This window comes from Streptomyces ziwulingensis, assembly GCF_039542605.1.
In the GTDB taxonomy this organism is placed as follows: Bacteria; Actinomycetota; Actinomycetes; order Streptomycetales; family Streptomycetaceae; genus Streptomyces; species Streptomyces ziwulingensis.
On the sequence record NZ_BAABIG010000022.1, the window covers coordinates 467,941 to 485,300 of the forward strand.

At 68.8% G+C, this 17,360-nt stretch carries 12 protein-coding genes; 3 read left to right on the plus strand and 9 right to left on the minus strand.

Translation table 11 applies throughout. The features are described from left to right. Positions 1-34 precede the first annotated feature (34 nt). From ABEB00_RS13050 to ABEB00_RS13065, 4 genes are all read right to left on the minus strand, one after another. Positions 35-1,510 (minus strand): ATP-binding protein, encoded by a 1,476-nt coding sequence (locus ABEB00_RS13050; protein WP_345619613.1) that lies wholly within the window; start codon positions 1,508-1,510, stop codon positions 35-37. Between the two features lie 299 nt (positions 1,511-1,809). Next, positions 1,810-3,354 carry a hypothetical protein gene (locus ABEB00_RS13055; protein WP_345619614.1) on the minus strand — a complete coding sequence of 515 codons (1,545 nt, stop codon included), beginning with the start codon at positions 3,352-3,354 and terminating at the stop codon, positions 1,810-1,812. Positions 3,355-3,460: 106 nt separating this feature from the next. Continuing rightward, complete coding sequence (locus tag ABEB00_RS13060; protein WP_345619615.1) at positions 3,461-5,359, minus strand: hypothetical protein; 1,899 nt, start codon at positions 5,357-5,359, stop codon at positions 3,461-3,463. Beyond that, complete coding sequence (locus ABEB00_RS13065; protein ID WP_345619616.1) at positions 5,359-8,811, minus strand: helicase-related protein; 3,453 nt, start codon at positions 8,809-8,811, stop codon at positions 5,359-5,361. The genes ABEB00_RS13060 and ABEB00_RS13065 overlap by 1 nt, the downstream gene beginning before the upstream one ends. A gap of 1,028 nt (positions 8,812-9,839) precedes the next feature. Here ABEB00_RS13065 and ABEB00_RS13070 point away from each other — a divergent pair. Next, positions 9,840-10,262 (plus strand): HNH endonuclease, encoded by a 423-nt coding sequence (locus ABEB00_RS13070; protein WP_345619617.1) that lies wholly within the window; start codon positions 9,840-9,842, stop codon positions 10,260-10,262. A gap of 31 nt (positions 10,263-10,293) precedes the next feature. Here ABEB00_RS13070 and ABEB00_RS13075 read toward each other — a convergent pair whose 3' ends face one another. Continuing rightward, complete coding sequence (locus ABEB00_RS13075; RefSeq protein WP_093708170.1) at positions 10,294-10,524, minus strand: hypothetical protein; 231 nt, start codon at positions 10,522-10,524, stop codon at positions 10,294-10,296. A 319-nt stretch (positions 10,525-10,843) separates the two neighbouring features. On the opposite strand from ABEB00_RS13075, the gene ABEB00_RS13080 reads away from it, so the two are divergent. Then, positions 10,844-11,830: a TIGR02391 family protein gene (locus tag ABEB00_RS13080; protein ID WP_143052011.1), complete on the plus strand. Its 987-nt coding sequence runs from the start codon at positions 10,844-10,846 to the stop codon at positions 11,828-11,830. Between the two features lie 394 nt (positions 11,831-12,224). Here ABEB00_RS13080 and ABEB00_RS13085 read toward each other — a convergent pair whose 3' ends face one another. Further along, a complete protein-coding gene (locus tag ABEB00_RS13085; RefSeq protein WP_345619618.1) occupies positions 12,225-13,922 on the minus strand; it encodes a bifunctional 3'-5' exonuclease/DNA polymerase in 1,698 nt (565 codons plus the stop codon). Between the two features lie 67 nt (positions 13,923-13,989). Beyond that, positions 13,990-14,835 carry a Clp protease N-terminal domain-containing protein gene (locus ABEB00_RS13090; RefSeq protein ID WP_345619619.1) on the minus strand — a complete coding sequence of 282 codons (846 nt, stop codon included), beginning with the start codon at positions 14,833-14,835 and terminating at the stop codon, positions 13,990-13,992. Positions 14,836-14,970: 135 nt separating this feature from the next. Between ABEB00_RS13090 and ABEB00_RS13095 the strand changes: the two genes are divergently transcribed. Further along, the gene (locus ABEB00_RS13095) at positions 14,971-16,143 is read left to right on the plus strand and encodes a DUF2786 domain-containing protein (RefSeq protein WP_345619621.1); all 1,173 of its coding nucleotides are present in this window, start codon (positions 14,971-14,973) and stop codon (positions 16,141-16,143) included. A gap of 245 nt (positions 16,144-16,388) precedes the next feature. On the opposite strand, the gene ABEB00_RS13100 is transcribed toward ABEB00_RS13095, so the two are convergent. Together ABEB00_RS13100 and ABEB00_RS13105 are read right to left on the minus strand one after the other, a co-directional pair. Next, positions 16,389-16,592 (minus strand): aldo-keto reductase family protein, encoded by a 204-nt coding sequence (locus tag ABEB00_RS13100; RefSeq protein WP_345619622.1) that lies wholly within the window; start codon positions 16,590-16,592, stop codon positions 16,389-16,391. 183 nt (positions 16,593-16,775) lie between these two features. After that, positions 16,776-17,321 (minus strand): DUF4232 domain-containing protein, encoded by a 546-nt coding sequence (locus tag ABEB00_RS13105; protein ID WP_345619624.1) that lies wholly within the window; start codon positions 17,319-17,321, stop codon positions 16,776-16,778. Between the last annotated feature and the right edge of the window lie 39 nt (positions 17,322-17,360).

Here is a 17,360-nt window from a genome sequence, read left to right on the forward strand (position 1 = left end):
GTACGGAGAGTAAGGGCGACCCCTGACAGTCTGGTCACCTGCTCCAGAAACCCTGGAGCAGGTCGAAGGGCGACATCGTTCGGAGCCTCTCCCTCGCGGCGGCCGGCGAACGCCCGCCGCGGACCAGTGACTCGTAGATGCGCTGTGCAACCTCGATCGCCTCGGCGTCGGCGACACCGGGACCGCCGAAAGGCTCGGGGTCGTCGCTGCTGTCCGCCTCGTGCATCACTCGGAGGGCCGCGACCGGGATCGTCTCCTCCAGGAGCCGGATCAGGGCACGCACGTCCGCGGCGCTGGCACCTCCGGGGCGCAGGGCCGCCTCCACCAGCGGATGGCTGCGGTTGATCTTGCAGACGACCCTGTCGTCGGGGCGACGCACGAGCCACGCGTACGACAGGGGGTCACCGTGCGTCCGTGCGGCCACCCGGCCACGGTGTCTCAGGGAGTCGGCGGCTGTGGACCGCGCCTTGCGTGCGATGCGGTCGAGGTGTGGCCTGAGGCCGACAGGCGGGACGACGCTCGACTTCCTCACGTCCACGCCCCACTCTGCGTCCGTTTCGGCGGGGATGTCGACGGCTATGCGCGCCAGGTTGTACTTCTCCTCCCTGCGCATGCCCCGTTGTCCCAGCCAGTCTCCCGCGAGGATCAGCCGGTTCCTGCGGTAGACGTAGAACCCCTGCTGGTCGAGCCAGCCTCCGGGGCCGGCAGCCCGGTCGTGCTCCTCCGGTGTGAGCCTCTGTGCGCTGGGCAGGACGAAAGCCTCGACCCTCACGAGGCTGCCGTTCAGGGGGAGTTCCTCCTCCGGCAGACGCTGCACCGAGGGGTGACTGCTCATGAACGGGTCCCAGGGCTCCACGAGGGTGCCGCGAACCTGCAGTTTCCGACGGCGGGCCCCGGTGAGGAAGCGGGCGAAGACCATACCGAGATGCGACTCCGTGCGCGTCGCCTCGGCGTAGAACTGCTTCTGAGTGCGCTCGTCATCCGTGCTGACGCTGTCGGTGCGGTATCCGTTGAGTCGCCGCCACAGCACGACGGTGCCGTGGTCGGACGAGCTTCGAAGCCTGTCGAGCACGGCCGTGGTGTCGTCGTCGGCCCCGTGAAGAAGGCGCCACTGGCCGGATTCCTCGACTACATCGAGGTCCCATGTGCGAGTGTGCCATTCCCCATCCTGGGCCGTGGTCACGGTCAGCTGCCTGGCCTGGGAGAACGAGGCCGACTTGAGGCCGACCCCGAAACGTCCCAGGTCGCTGGATGTGCGTGCGGTCGCGGGCCCGCGGGCAGCCACGGTCATGGCCGTGATGAGCTCCTCGGGGGTCATGCCCCAGCCGTCGTCGACGACGGCGATCCACGAGTCGGCTCCCGCCCAGGTGAACTCCACGTCGATGTTCTTCGCCTCGACGGAGATGCTGTTGTCCACCAAGTCCGCGACGGCCGCGGGGAGTGAGTACCCGAGGGAGCTGAGCGAGGCCACCATGCCCGCTGGCTCGGGTGCGGCGATGTCGTACTTCATATGTGCCCGGCTCTGCTTCCCCGTGACGTTGCTCTCCGGAGGGTGACCGTCCCGGAGACTCGGTGAAACCGGACGGATGCGACCCCCGACCAAGAGGGACCACTGCGTTCGTTCGCTCAGGGCGACACACCCCACCACCAATCGATGCTACGGGAGCAGCACCGCATGCCGGCCGGAGTTTGCCCGACCCGTGGTTTCGCGAGATGGGATGGGGCCGAGACTTCCTGTCCGTCCCGGCAACGGTTTCGGGCCTGCTCACGCAGTGACCCCGTCGAACAGGCCGTCCATCTCGTCGACCTTCACAGGAATCGGGGGCGCCAATGGCCAGGGACCAGCCCCAGCGTATCGGAATGGACCTGACGACTTCCCACGGGGAAGGATCTCTTGGCGACCCTGAAATGTACCCCCTCGGTCGGTAGGTCGGGCCTCACAAGCGCGTCTGACAAGGTCGCCAGGTCGGGTGGCGTTCCCAGCGCCTGTACGTAGCGAAGGGACGTGACATGCATGGCCTGCGCTGGGAGCGGACGCAGGCAGAGCTGCTGTGGAGTGCCGACGCACCAGATCCAGTCGATCGACTCGAAAGGTGGCCAGCCGCTCGGCAGCAGGGCCGTCGCCGTTCCCGCGCGGAGTTCTTCTCTCAGCCGGTCCAACTGGCGAGCGGCGGAGGTGGCCCAGTTCTCCACCTTCATCGACTCGGGTAGTGACAGCGCCTCGATCGGCCACTTGATCTCGAAGCACTGGCCCACACGCCCGGCCGGGTCCACGGCTACCACGTCCAGGTCGCCAGCAGATCGGCCGTCGGCTCTCGTCACGGGCACTTGCTCGGCGACGAGAGCACCTGGGGTCGTGCGTAGCCATTCGGTCCATGCGGTTGCACGGTTACCTAGTTCACGTCCGATACTGCCGAACCCCCGGGAGTCGTTGGCAGCGGAACGAAGCATGATCGGGTCCACGGCCCGGGGAGTGATCAGGGGCGGGCAGATGATCACGGCGCCACCGTACGGCACGAGAGGGGATGTCCTGCACGAACGTCCGGAGCGGTAGGTGAGCCTCTCCACTGCCAGGGCCTGATGAGCCTCGGACACGGTTGGGCACAGGTCCGCGAGGACGGCCATCAGCCGTGGAATCGGCATGTGAGCGAGCGTCGACTCCAGTCTTGAGAGCCGGTGCGCTGTCTCCTCGCACAGCGAGGCGATCCCCATGATCACCGCCAAGACGCGGGTCATGTCTCCGACGGTCATCCCCTCGCCGAGGGGGAAGGTGTCGGGAATTTGGCCCTCGGGCACCGCCTTCCGGTAAGCCTCGATGGTCACGGTGGCGCGGTTGACCGCAGCCTCCAACACGTCCCCTGGTGGCCCCTTCCGAGAGCCGGCGCTCCTCGTGGAGATCCACCGGCGTTCCGTCTCGGACAGTTTCGGCAACTGCGTCGGAACCGAGGCTGCTTCGAGGAACGCGTCGGCGACCTCGACGGCGGGGTTCCAGCTGTGACGCACACGGAAGCCCCCTCCAGTCAGGCGGACCTGGTAGGCGCCAGTTCGGACACCGGTCTCCAAGCGGTCCCAGTGCTGGGCTGCGGCAGCCAGCGCCGTGATCTCGCCAGCAGCGGACTCAGAGCATGGACCCGTGCCGAGCGGGAAGTCGTGGTGCCATGCGACGAGTTGGGCGAGAACGCTTTCCCATGGAAGATCGGACTCGACTCCTGAGGCGATCTCCATGGCTCGCAACTTGGTCGCCGTGCGGAGCAGGTCGTAGATCCTTTCCGGCCCGGACTGCCAAGCCGGGTGCGCACCTACACGGGCACGCGCGTCGGAGACGACGTCCAAGAGATCCAGCTCGGGCTTCACGGAGACTCCGAATCATCCATGACCGACGGTCGGTTGGAATTCACGCACGTTCGGAAAGTGGTGAGGGAGGGTTCTGGTTCAGTTCCCGCCCCCCACCACCGGTGATTCACAGGGTCGGATCCCAGTATCCGACCCTGGAACCGTCGGGAGATCCGAACAGATGCCAACGGGAGAGGTTCCGGTTCCAGGACTGGCAGGCGGTCTCGGGGAGTTGGAGGCAGCCGTGATCCGCGCCCTCGTTGGTGATCATGCAGTTCGGGTCGTACAGACACGCGTCGTTGTCGACTGCACGGCTGACGACCGCGTCCAGATTCTGTTCGAGTACCGTCCGCATGGCACCGAGGCTGAAGTCGCTCCCACCGTTGGGGTAGATGGCGAATGCCAGGTCGTACGGGAAGAGGTACTCGGACAGGCTCGTCTCGCTGTAGCCGCTGTCGACCGCCAGAGCCCGGAGTAGCTGGTGGGACAGGGAGTGAAGCAGGCCGAACAGCTCGTGAACAGGGAGATCAGGGTGCCCGGGCTCCGGCCGGGTCTCGTGAGAGAGGGCCTGACCATCACTGGGACCCAGCTGGTGCACCAACCACTTCGTGACGCCCCCTGAGTCGTCCAGCGTGCTGCGGCTCACGAGCTCGTTGCGGACCAGCCACCTGCTCACCCGCTCCCGGTCCACGGGGAACAGGAGAGCCTCCGCTTCTGTGGGGTGGGCGTAGAGGAGGGTCTTCTCGGGTGCGCCTCGTGCGGCACGTCCCCGATAGGGCACCAGGTCGGCCTCCTCGGGGCTGAACCCCGTCCGGCTGTATCCGATCGCGAGGTAGGTGATCGGGAGATCACTGATCAGGCATGTCTCCTGACCGAGTCCGGCAGCCCTCAGTACACCGGGGTATCGCTCGTACAGGGCGCGGCGCTCGGGGTTGCGGGCTTCCCGCTGCAGGCGGGGGATGCCAAGGCGCTCCAGGTTCAGGACCCGACGATAGGTGTGCAGTTCGGCCGCAAGCCCGCGGGCGTCGTCGCTCTCGGTGTCCAGCCCGAGGGCTTTGCTCACGCTGTCCCGCAGGTGGTCCACCTCGACCGGCATGAAGCGTGCCCGGAGTGCGCGCGCCTGATCGTTCAGGCCGGCCTCCTCCATCGCACGGATGCTCTCGACGACCTCGTCGGGGACGTCCACCGTGTGCCCGTCCGTGAGCCGCCGGAACTCGTCCTCGGTGATCTCACCGAGCCACCAGCCGAGCACGGCAGCCGTGTACAGGGGGTTGCTCTGCCGAGTGGCCTCTTCTGCCGTGGTCACGTTCACGAGCGTCAACCCCTGCCCGACATGCGCCGTGCCCGCGGTGTGGAGCAGGGGGTGCATGAACTTGTCCGGGTAGCTGCACGAGGAGTTGCTGCAACTCCACTGCACGGACAGTGGAAAGCCGCAGGTCATGCACTCCCACCGGAAGTCACGGAATCGACTCGCGCGGTCGTCCAACCTGAACCGGGTGTGTCCCCTGGGGCACTTGCTTGGCGGGTACATGGGCGACATCTCGCCACACTTGTGCGCGAAGACGAACTGAAGCTGTCGATTCCCGACTGTGTTGCCACAGGTCGGGCAGGCCGGTGGCCAGTCGTCCGTTCCGGGCCGTGGGTCACTGGCCGTCCAGACATGCCCGCACCCGCCGCTCGAGCAGCGCACCACCCGAGGCCAGATGCGGCAGAAGACCTTACCCGGGACCACGACTTCGTAGTGGCGATCGGCAAGCCGGTCCTCGTCCCCGGGGAACTCCGGCGCCCGGTCAGCTCCAGCGGAGAGCGCACGCCCGGCGGCTCGCCACCTGCGCACGAACCGCATCGCCTCCTGTACCAGGTGCTCGCGGTCGAGCGAGGGACCGTCAAACTCCTCGTCACGCCCGAACTGGACCACCTGGGCCGTGTAGCCGCCGCGGTGGTCGAAGGTCTGGCCGGGGCGGTATCGGTAGAGAACCTGGCCCCTGTCCCGAGCCATGTCGTCGTTCCTGGGGTTGAACGCCATCACGACCTCCTGCTGTCGGATACGACGTGGAACGGGATTCCCTCGGAGACGTCGCGGAGGCTCGTCATGGGCCGGTACTCGAGGCCCAGGTAGTCGCCAGTCGCGCGGTATCCCCGGTTGTTTCCGCCGGTGAGGCCAGCGGAGGCGCCGGCGGAGCGGAGGCTCGCCAGGGCGTGCTCCACCATGTCCTCGAGGTCAGTGCGGAGTTCCTGCCCCTCCGGGCGGTCCGACTGGAAGACGGAGTGCAGCACCTCCAGCAGCTCGGTGAGCTGGACCCCTTCCAGGCCCCCGCTCGAGGGGGTACGGAGGGCGGCCTGCATCTTCGAGAGGTCGTGCAGGTGGCCAGGGGCGTTACCCGCCCGCCACCAGTCACGGTTCGCGATCTGGAGAAGTTGCCCCATCAGTATCCCCGGCAGGGTCTTGCGAACCGCGAACCTGCTCCAGCGGTTGATGGCCACCGGCTCGACCATACGGTCGAGGTACTCGTGGAACTTGCCGTGATAGCGGTAGTGCGACCGGTCTCTCTCCCTCACGGGGTTGAAGAGCATGAAGACGAGGCCGTGGTAGGCGCGGCCCACCCTCGACGACGCCTGGATGTACTCCGCCATGGAGCGGGGCATGCCGTTGAACAGCATCAGGTTCAACCGGTCCACGTCGACTCCGTGGCTGACCATGCTGGTGGCGACGACCATGCCCGTGTTGCCGTTGGTGCTTCCCAGGTCGTCGAGGACGCCGCGTACCTGGTCCAGGCGCGTCTCGCCCTTGAGTTCGGCCACCCTGAGATCCGGAAAGCCCTCCCTGCGCAGGGCCTCGTTGACCTGGGTATCCAGCGAGCGACGGATACGGCCGAAGTCGACCAGAGTGGTGGCGTACGTGAGGCTCGTCCGGTAAAGGTCGACGACTGCGCGGAGCTCATCCTCCGGCCAACTCTCGAGGGCGGGGGGCAGACCCTCTCGCCGGTCGAGTTTCCACAGTGCCCGGTGGGCGGACGTCAGGATCCTGACCAGCGTCATCTCTGCCGTGCCGCGTGTCGGCATGACTCCGACGAAGCGACGGAGCGGGAGACTCCGGTCGAGGCGCCAGTAGAAGCTCTCGTCGAGGTTGGGCCCCGGCAGTGGCACCACCACTGACCTGAGACCGAAGAGGTGCTCACTCTGGCGGTCCTCGCCCCGGATGGTGGCGGTGGTGGCGACCACCTTCATCCGGACACCTCGACCGTCGGCACGCTGTCGGGACGACAGAGTGCGCTGCACCTCGGCCAGCAGGCCCTCGTAGTGGCCGGAAAAAGCTCCGAGCTCTTCGTTGACCATGTGAAGCTCGTCGATGATCTCCAGTGACGGGGAGGGGTCGTAAAGAGGCTCGCCCAGGGGCTGGAGCGGGGTCTTCGGATGACCCGGCGCATGCCGTTCGTGGCACTTACCGCCCCGACCGAAGCCGTGAGGAGGGCACCAGCAGTCCACGTCGCCGAGGAGGGCGCCGAACTTGTCCGACAACCCTACGTTGGCGAGCTTGTCCAGGGTCCCGACCACGACGGTCGGTAGGTACCGGTAGATCTCGGTGTCGACGACGAGGATCGGCAGAACCTTCCCGCACGCCTCGCTGCCGCAGACGTGCTGGAGCCTGAGTCGCTGTGGGTCGGGCGCCGGGATGCGGACTGACCGTTCACCGCAGTAAGGGCAGTCATGGACAAGGCGGTACGCATGCCGTTCCTCCTCGCTTGAGCGAAGGCGGTCGATCATGCGGTCCGTGATCAGCGAGTTGGGGGTGTTACCACCACCGGCGTAGAAGCCGATGAAGAAGGGCCAGCCGGGATCGCCACCAACCTCCCTGAGCAGGCCGGCGTTTTTGCCACGGACCGTCTCGGCGGCGGCGATCACATCGAGCTGGCGCTGTGTCTGCTGCAAGGTCAGCAGTCGCAGAGGGAACCGGCACCATGCCGAGACACCGAGCGCCTTTCCCCGCGCACGGTCGTAGAACATGCACACCAGCACCAAGCCGAGATACGCCTCGGTCTTGCCGCCGCCGGTGGGGTACCAGACGACGGTCGCTGCCTCGGTCGGATCCACGTTGTGTTCGTCGCCCCAGAGGCCAGATGCGAAGAGGTCCTCGGGATGCTCGCGCCAGGCCAGGGAACTGAGCTGACTGACGATGGCGACCAGCTGGAAGAGCCGCCACCCCCGGCTGGGGCGCTTCCGCCGCTTGTTGAGCTCCACCATGGACTCGTTGGCCAGCTGGAACGCTGTCAGGAGACGCCTGTCTCTCCGAAGCCAAGCGACACCGTCACGGAAGCGGGCGACCTCCAAGGCCGCGGCCCTTCGGTCTGCCTCTTTACGCTGGGCCAGCTCGGGCCTGTCCTGGAGATCCTCGGTGCTCCACACAGGAGCCCCCAGGTACGCCTCCATCTCGTCAGCGAGCTCGTCGAGAACGGGAAGAGGGTCGGTCGAAAGCGTCGCGTAACTCCAGCGCTCATCGGTTCTGGCCACGGCCCGATGGGTGTCGTGCTGAGGGACGGGCACGCTGCGTACGGCCACGAGCCTGCCTTCGTGCCACCGGGGCTCGACACCGCAGTTGTTCGCGTACGCCCCGAGCTCCCCGGAGTAGCGGTAGGCGTCGGCACCGAGGTCCATCACGATGGGCAGGAGATGGTCACCCTGGATCTCCAGCTCTGCGCGGAACAGGGCGTTGTCCCTCGCCTCGTCGCGACGGGTACGGCCGGCGTTGCTGCCCCGTCCCTGGACGGTCACGACGGGGTCGGTGGCGAGGTTCTGCAGAGTGACGGTCACGCGGAGCCGCCCGGACGCGACCAGCCTCGACGTGATGACGACGTGCGCGGCGGGGGATGGCACTACGGGGTCCCCGCCCACCTCCCGGGCGAGCCACTGTTCGAAGGTCCGGTCGTCCGCCATCGCGGCAGGAGGAACGAGCCGCTCTCGGCGGTCGTTCCCGACACGACGGTCGATCCGAGGGTCTTGGAGTGCCACTCTCACGGCGTCCTGGAAGGCGCGCTGGAACTCAGCTTCCAAGGTCTGACGCAGGCCGGCCTCTTGTCCCAGCACGACGTCCACGGGACCGACGGTCACAGTCAGTCGCTTGAACAGAGGGGCCAGTCTGTACGGCTCTTCGCGCTCACCAGCCCACTCCAGCTGCTGCGATCGGGTCGGAAGTGCCGCGTAGTAGAACGATGCCCGCGCCTTGACGCTGATGGAGCTGGCATTGCTGGCCTCGAACTCGAACCCGAGACTGTCCGGTGTCGTGCGGCCGTACCGCGGGGCAGCTCCGCCAGGTTCGATGGTGTGTGGGCCGAGGCTTTCCATGAAGTACCGAGCACTTGGAGGCTCGCCCAGGCAGACGTCCCCCTGGGCCTCGCCGGTCGCATCGCTGACCACCGCGTTGACCAGGTGGTCCACGAGAGCAGTCTGCTGGGCAACGCTTGGCTCGAACGAGTTGGTCACGCCGCCTCCCCGTCGGATTCGGCGAGCTCCGCCGGGGCTGGAAGGGGGCGTGCCCCCGCACATGAGGGAAGGGGTGAGAGCCGAGGTGGCTCAGAAGAGCGTGCCAGTTGAGGCAGACATGCCGAACTGGCCCGCGTGACATGGATGTCCACGGGGTCTCCAGGCTCGCGAGTCAGAAGCCGCCAAGGCACGACGCCAAAGCCGGACATCTTCTGCTGCTTCGAGCCCCAGCAGCATCGAACGTATCTCGTCGAAGTCGCAAGCGGTTACGTATAGTTGATCGAATCTGTCCGGATCGAGTCCGTCGGTGCCTTGATCTGATGTTCACCACCGCGGCTTTGCCGAACGGAGAAGCGAGGTCGGGCGACGACATCCAGCGGGACCTGCTGCGAAGACGCCCGGGCTGTACGCCGCTGGTCCCTCAGGCATGATTGGCGCATGATTCCGGAGGCCGATATAGGCGCCAGTCGCGACTACGAACTAGTCGATGTGCGAGCCAACTTCACCACCAAGAACGTGGCCGCTGCGTGGTTGATGCTGGCGCTGGGTGCCAACCGGGAGCATGCCGGAAACGACGGTTATGACGACAGTGCGTCTCTGCACTACAGCTGGGACAGCACCGTTCAGAACCATGCTCGTGTGGCGGTGGGGGACGTCATAGCTCTTTGGGACAGGAAGGAGCTCGTCGGCGTTTCGGTGATAGAGGCGATCAACACCGCTTCGGCCGAGAAGGTGCTGTACTCCTGTCCTCGGTGTGGCAAGGCTGACATCAAACGGCGTCACCGAGAGAAGCCAGCCTACCGCTGCGGCAAGTGCGGACACCTCTTTGCCGCCCCACGTCAGAATACCAGGTCGGTGACTACCTACCGGTCTTCGCACGGCAAGAGATGGATGAACGGGCGTGGTTGGTCTCGGGCTCCGAGCTGCGGGCCCTCTGCGAATCTCCGAAGTCGCAGTTGAGTATGCGCCCTGCGCGATGGGAGCGGCTACGGCAGGCACTTCTCGACGCCAGCGGTCAGGCCAGCACCGTGAAGGACATTGCCGCAGCCGCTCGTCTGGCCATAGCAGGAGGCCACAAGGAATCGCTCGTGCGAACGCGCGTCGGGCAAGAGGCTTTCCGCGCACGTCTGTTGCGCGAGCAGGGCGAAGTGTGCGCCTTCACGGGCCCCACGCCGGCGGACGCCCTGGAAGCGGCTCACCTCTACAGCTATGCCGAGAGTGGCGAGCACCACGAGTATGGCGGGCTGCTCCTGCGCCGTGACATCCACAGGCTCTTTGACCTCGGCCATATCGCGGTGGACGTGGCCTCCGGAACCCTCGACGTGATCCCGAGCCTTCACGGCTATCCGTGTTACGCGCAGCTGCACGGCCAACCTGTGGCGGTGCAGCTGCGACCTGAACATCGGGTCTGGCTTGATGCGCATTGGCTCGGTAAGCGCCCGCGCGCGTGACAGCGTCGGTGGTGGGAGGGGCCGCGACGATCTACTCCGCGCTGGCGTGCTTCCTTCGGGTCCGGGCCAGCCAGGCCCAGCGGGTGAGGGCGCCGACGACGAGGGAGACGAGGATGGCACCCCAGTCGATGACGTGGGGGAGGCCGGGGAAGAAGGCGAAGAACGCGAGCGAGGCGGCGGCGCCAATGGCGAAGGCGATGATGCCAGCGCGGCGGTGCTTCGCTTCCTGGACGGGGTCCTGGGGCGAGGTCTCGGGGGGCACGTGCGGCTCACTTGGTGATGTGGTGGCACTGGCTGACTCGCCGCACACCGTTGATGACGAGGGGGCTGCTGCAGGTGCGAGATGGGCATCGTCGGCTTGGCCGCGCTATTCGCCGTCCGCACCCGTCCGCCCTCGCCCGTTCTCGGCGGCCATCTCAGTGAACTGAAGGGGTGCTGGGTCGCGGTCCGCCGTGATCTACTCGGCGGCCACCAGTGGCGCCAGCTGTACGGGCACGTCGAAGCAGGCAAGGGAACAAGAGGCCGGTCCTGACTCGAAATTCTGCTGCGATCGGGTCCGCGGCTGATGAGATGCTCGTCTCATGAGCGAAGGCGGATCGGACGCTGAGAAGTCCCGCGACCTCTCTGACCACCCTGGTTGGTTTGGGTGGGGCTACGGCGATGGTCGTGGTGGTTTCGTCCTGGCGATTCATGCGGACTGGCCCGCTTACCCATGCTCGCCGGGTGGGGTGCACGGTCTGTTCGACTTGGCGCAGTTCCCGGAGGGCACCCGTTTCGAGCCCATGGATGACATTGATCGCTGTGTCCTGTTCAACGCGTACAACTATGACTCGAAGAAGCCGCACCCTCCCCGGGATCCGTGGTCGCGGGATGCGTTCCAGGTGGCGATCTGGCATGAAGACCTGCTTCGCCTGCGGAAGGAGGGCCTCATCAGCGGCGTTACCCCGATCAGTCATCGCGAGTGGGAGCTCCGCCGGCGCATCGAGATGGGATGGAAGCGGGGAGTCAGGTATTTCACCAAGGACGATCAAGGCAATAGTCGGGAGATCTCGCTTCCAAGCCTGCCCGAGCTACCGGTAGAAGAAGATTTCTGGGATGGCGATCCCTACACGTACCCCGCCTTCGAGGAAGACGGCAACGAGTCTCCTCTGACGATCACCGCCTCGGGTTGGGAAGTCGTCACCCAGCAGCTCTCGGAGCAGGTCGAGCTTCCCGAGTTTCTGCCAGACCTGCGCAAGCTCTTGGACAACGAGCTCTATGACCATGCGGTCCGCGAAGTCGGGATCGCGGTTGAGTCGGCGTTGCGAGACGTGGTGGGCAACGATGATGGGTACGGTCAGAGGCTCGTTGGGGAGTTCATCGACCACCTGCATGACGAAGTCTTCGTCTACAACACGATGCTGAAGATCTACCGACTCCGGCTGCGGACGTTCTTCAAGTTCGTTCGCAACCCGCACGCCCACCGCAAGATCTCCCTGACACGGCCTCACGCCCTCTCCTTGACTGCACATGCCCTCCACCTGCTGAGCGACATCCAGCAGTTTGGCGGCGAGGGAGACCAGCAGTAAGACGCTCAGGTCTGGCACTCCGCTCCCACATCTGCATTCCGCCGAAGCGGTCAGCTGCGTCATTGATGGAGACATCGGCTACCTGGGAACCAAGGGGCACGTAACGGACCAGCGCTGCGTGAGCGCTGCGTGAGCGGACCGGGCGGCACAGGATGGATTTGGTGGCATGTGGAGCGGGGGCTGTGGCTCTCTGACCTGGCGAAATGAGATTCGGCGACATCGTCCGGCATGGGCTGAGATGATCTTGCAGGCCCTCGTAATGCGTAGGTCTCGGGTTCGAATCCCGAAGGCGGCTCTGTGGAAGCCTCCGGACTCACTCGCCGTGACCTGGGGCTTTTGCTTTTGTGCTGCTGTGTCGGCAGGGGCGCGGTCCGGTCGGCGGCGTGGTGCGGTCTCACTTGGCGTCCGCGTAGCACTCCACCACCGCGGTCGTGAACGGGAAGCGGACCGGTGTTTCGCCGAAGGTCAGGCGGCCTGCCAGGGTTGCCGCCTCGCGTATTGCCGTGACGATCGTGTCGGCCTCCTCCTGCGGGCAGTGCACGATCACCTCGTCGTGCTGGAAGAAGACCAGTTCGGCGGCGAGGCCCGCGCAGGTCTGCCGCAGTGCGGCCAGCATCAGCAGGGCCCAGTCGGCGGCGCTGCCCTGCACCACGAAGTTGCGGGCGAAGCGGCCTCGGGCGCGGGCGTCCGTCGAGGCGTACCCGGACCCGGGCACCCACTCCGCGAGGCCGGCGGTGTCCGGCGCCTCGTCCTGGGGGAGGCCGGCCTCTCCGGTGGGGTCGTCGTCCGGCCCGGCCGCCGGTGGGCAGGTGCGGCCCAGCCAGGTGCGGACGAGACGGCCCTCCTCGCCCGCGCGGGCGGCGTCGTCGACGTAGGCCACCGCGCGCGGGAAGCGGCGTCTGAGGGCGGCGAGGTTCTTCAGGCCGTCGCCGGCGGTCTGGCCGTAGACCGCGCCGAGTACGGCGAGCTTGGCCTGGGCGCGGTCGCCGGAGAAGGCGCGCTCGGACACCGCCTGGTAGAGGTCGCTCTCCCGGCCGGCCACCTCCATCAGCCCGGGGTCGCGGGAGATCGCCGCCAGTACGCGCGGTTCCATCTGGTCGGCGTCGGCGACCACCAGCCGCCAGCCGGGGTCGGCGACGACGGCCCGCCGGATCACCTTGGGTATCTGCAGCGCGCCCCCGCCGTTGGTCACCCAGCGTCCGGTGACCGTGCCGCCGGCGACGAACTCGGGGCGGAAGCGGCCTTCCCGGACCCAGGTCTGCAGCCACGACCAGCCGTGGGCGACCCAGACGCGGTACAGCTTCTTGTATGCGAGGAGCGGCTTCACGGCGGGGTGGTCGATGGATTCGATCGCCCAGCGGCGGGTGGAGCGGAGCCTGATCCCGGCCTGCGCGAACGCCTTGATCACGTCCGCCGGCAGGTCGGGCCGGACCCGGCGGCCGAAGGCGGCGGACACCTCGTCCGCCAGTTCGGCCAGGCGGCGCGGTTCGCCGCCGCCCGGGTACCGCTCGCCGAGCAGGTCGTGCAGGACCTCCCGGTGCACGTCCGCCCGCCACGGCAGTCCGGCGCGGTTCATCTCGGCGGCCACCAGCATCCCCGCCGACTCGGCCGCCGTCAGCAGCCGCATCCGGTCGGGGTGGGCGGACAGATCGTGCCGCCGCTGCTGCTCGGCGTAGACGGCGACCAGGTCGGTGAGGGGGAGGTGGGTGCCCCTCGGTTCGAAGAGCGGGGACTGCGCGCCCGGCTCGGCGGCGCGCTGGGGCGGGTCGGACGGAACCGGGCCGCCGCGCAGTCTGGCCAGGGCGGCGGCGGCCGCGTGCGGTTCGCCGGACCGGCCCTCGTGGCCGAGGAGCAGGGACTCGGCGTCCTCGATGTCGTAGCAGCGCTCCACCCGTACCCCCGCGGCGAGCAGGTGCGGGTAGACCTCGGCGGTGGAGCGCCACACCCATCGCGTCACCCCGGGCCGGTCGCGGACGGCCCGCGCGGGGTCCGGTTCCCGCCGCACGGGGGCGGCGGGCAGCCCGTCGGGGCCGAGCGGGGCGACGTCCGCGCCACCATCCTCGGCCAGGGCGAGCACCCACCGGTCGGCCATGCCACGAGTCTCGCAGGGGGGTCTGACATCGGCTTCTCGGGACGGGAGGGGGAGAAAAGGGGAGGGGCTATTCGCCGGGCTCGCCGGGCTCGCCGGGCTCGCCGGGCTCGCCGGGCTCGCCGGGCTTCCTGGTTTCGCCTGGCTCCCCGGTTTGGCCGGTCTCGGTGGGGGACCCGGGCGCCTCGCTCTTCACGGGTGTCTTGAGGAACTGGGACAGCACCTCGGTGACGTACTGCTCGGTCCGCTCCTTGTCGAGGCCGAGGCCGTGGAGCACGCCCTCGCCGTTCTCGTGTTCCAGGAGGGCGAGCAGGAGGTGCTCGGTGCCGATGTAGTTGTGGCCGAGGCGGAGGGCCTCGCGGAAGGTGAGTTCCAGGGCCTTCTTCGCCGCGGGGCCGTACGGCACCAGTTCCGGGACCTCGGCGGCGGCCGGGGGCAGCGCTGCCAGGGCCGCCTCGCGGACCGCGTCGGGGGCCACGCCCTGCGCGGTGATCGCCTTCACGGCGAGACCGTCGGGTTCGGCGAGCAGGCCGAGGACCAGGTGTGCGGGCACGCCCTCGGCGTTACCCGCGTTCTTGGCCTCGTGGTGCGCGGCCATCACGGCGTTGCGGGCGCGGAGCGTGTAGCGGCTGAAGCCCTCGCTCGCGTCGAGGTCGGTGGACTCCTTCGGCACGAAGCGCTTCTGCGCCGCCTGCCGGGTGACGCCCATCCTCCGGCCGATGTCCGTCCAGGACGCGCCCGAGCGCCGGGCCTGGTCCACGAAGTGGCCGATGAGGTGGTCGGCGACCTCACCGAGGTGCTCGCCGGCGAGCACCGCGTCCTGGAGCTGTTCCAGCGGCGAGGCGTGCACCTTCTTGATCGCCGCGATCAGGTCGTCGAGGCGTACGGATGACGTGATGCTCGGATTCGTCGTCATGTGTCAACCGTAGGTTGCGTCCACGGGGGCGTCAACCTTTGGTTGACAGTCGGGGCGGGACTGTCAGGCCGCGCAGTGAGGCGGGGTGGCGGGCGGGGCGGCGGGCGGGGCGGCGGTCCATGGCACTATCGCCGGGTGAGTACGCCCAGCACCGTCGACCGCGCCTTCCGGACGGCCCTGTACGACACCACCGACGCCGGTCTCGACACCGCGGCCTCCCTGCTCGCGGCCGACCCCGGCGCCGACGCCGAACTCCAGCGGCGGGGTGAGGAGTTCGTGGCCACCGCCTGGCGCCGCAACTGGCAGCCCGCCGACGTCGTACGACTGGTGCGGCGGGACCTGGACGACGTACACCTGCGGCTGGCCGGGGACCTGATCCGGGCGCAGGCCGGGGGCGACCGGCCGCGCGGGCCGCGCTGGCGCGCACAACTCGACGACCTGTCCGCCGAGGCGCCGGGCCGGGCCCCGCGCGCCGACCGGTTCACGCACGCCACCGTCGTACTGGAGCTGTACCGCCTGCTGCTGCGGCTGCCCACGCTCGAACCGCTGGACGAACCCGGCGGATGGGGTGGGTCCGGCGGATCCGGTGGATCCGGTGGATCCGGTGGATCCGGTGGGGCGGGTCGGGAGCAGCGGGCCGAGTCGCGTGCGCTCGCGAAGATCCGCGCGCTGCTCGCCAAGGCGGAGGCGACCGGCTATCCGGAGGAGGCGGAGGCGCTGAGTGCCAAGGCGCAGGAGCTGATGGCCCGGCACAGCGTAGACGAGGCGCTGCTCGCGGCCCGCGCGCCCGCGCCCGACGCCCCGGGGGCCTGCCGGATCGGCGTGGAGCCGCCGTACGAGCAGGCCAAGGCGGTACTGCTGGACGCGGTGGCCGGCGCCAACCACTGCCGGGCGGTGTGGAACGAGCCGTTCGGTTTCTCCACCGTGGTCGGTTTCGAGGCGGACCTGACGGCGGTCGAGCTGATGCACACGTCGCTGCTCGTGCAGGCCGAATCCGCGATGACGAAGGCGGAGGCCGCCCAGCGAGCCGGCGGCCGGAAGCGGACGAAGGTGTTCCGGCAGTCGTTCCTCGCCGCCTACGCGCACCGCGTCGGCAGCCGGCTGCGCGCCGCCGCCGAGGCCCCCGTGACCGAGGATCTGCTGCCGGTGCTCGCCACGCGGGAGGTCGCGGTCACCGACCACCTGGAGCGGATGTTCCCGGCGACCACCACGACCCGGCTGCGGGGCGTCTCCGACGAGGCCGGCTGGACGGAGGGCACTCGCGCGGCCGACCGGGCCCGGGTCGGCTCGCGTCGGCCACTGCCCTGAGTTCCGCCCGGGTCTCCGGGTCGCCACGTCGCCGGGTCTCCGGGTCGCCGCGTCGCCGGGTCTCCGGGTCTCCGGGTCTCCGGGTCTCCGGGTCGGCTTTTCGGCGCGGAGGATCGGGAGGTGGGGCCTGCGGGGCCCGAGGGGCCTCGTAGCTCGGCCAGGTCCTCCGGCCCGAGGCGCAGGTCCGCCGCGGCCATGTTCTCCTCCAGGTGGTCGAGCGAACCGGTGCCCGGGCTCGTCCGCGGCTATGCGAGGGCCGCGAGGCGTTCGGCGATCGACTCGCCGCCCGGCCCGGTCGTCCCGCCCACCCGCGGACGGACCAGGTCGAGCCGGTCGAGGCCGAGGGCGCGCAGATCCGCCTCGACCAGTGCGCGCAGCTCACCGGCGGTCGCCTGAGCGCTCGGCATGCCGTCCGGGCCGGGGAGCGGGCCGACCGTCGTCGCGATCACGAGGCCGTCGCGGTAGGGGGCCGGCGCGGTGCGGACCAGTTCGTCGGCCCGTACGGCGGCGCGTGGCCGAACTGGTGGCGGAACTGGACGCCGGCTCCCGTTTCCAGGCCGGACTGCGCGCGGGCGAACCGGGACCGCCCCACGCGTGAGCGCCGGCCGGGACCGCGCGCGCCGGGCCGGATCTCAGTCGCCCGCCTGCTGGAACGCGCTCACCGTGGCGTCCGGCCCGCTCCCGTCCGCCTTCGCCGCGACCGCCCCGTACGACCAGTCGACGTCCCGCGTGGTGTCGGCGCCGGGCAGCGCGAACCTCGCCTTCTGTACGGCGAGGCCCCCGTCGCCGCCGTCCTCGCCGCGAACGTAGGTGACGGTGAAGGCCGCGGTGGTGCCCTCGGCCAGGGTCAGCCGCTGCTCCGAGGCGCCCTCGTCCGGGCTCAGTTCCTCGGCGGTGCCGGCCGCGGTGAGGGTGACCTGGGGAAAGCCTTCGAGGACGCACTCGGCGCCCTGGCCGGTCAGGCTCACGGTGACGGTGCCCGTGTCGCCGGCGGCCGGCGCGGGGCTCGCCGCGACGTCCACGCCCACCTCGTCGACCTTGCAGGCGGCGGTGGTGGTCGCGCCGTCGTCGGTACCGGTGGCGGTGTTGTCGTCGTCACCGTCCCCGCCGGCGCAGGAGGTCAGCAGGAGCGTCGCGGCGACGCAGGCGGCGAGGGCGATCGGCCGGGTGGAGCGCATGGATGGGTTCCTCTTGCGGCAGACGGGACGGAGTACGGG

Bases quoted from the DNA above. Each gene is read 5' to 3' on its own strand.
- ABEB00_RS13050 (WP_345619613.1), bottom strand. From the start codon at position 1,510: ATGAAGTACGACATCGCCGCACCCGAGCCAGCGGGCATGGTGGCCTCG.
- ABEB00_RS13060 (WP_345619615.1), bottom strand. From the start codon at position 5,359: ATGGCGTTCAACCCCAGGAACGACGACATGGCTCGGGACAGGGGCCAG.
- ABEB00_RS13080 (WP_143052011.1), top strand. From the start codon at position 10,844: ATGAGCGAAGGCGGATCGGACGCTGAGAAGTCCCGCGACCTCTCTGAC.
- ABEB00_RS13085 (WP_345619618.1), bottom strand. From the start codon at position 13,922: ATGGCCGACCGGTGGGTGCTCGCCCTGGCCGAGGATGGTGGCGCGGAC.
- ABEB00_RS13090 (WP_345619619.1), bottom strand. From the start codon at position 14,835: ATGACGACGAATCCGAGCATCACGTCATCCGTACGCCTCGACGACCTG.
- ABEB00_RS13105 (WP_345619624.1), bottom strand. From the start codon at position 17,321: ATGCGCTCCACCCGGCCGATCGCCCTCGCCGCCTGCGTCGCCGCGACG.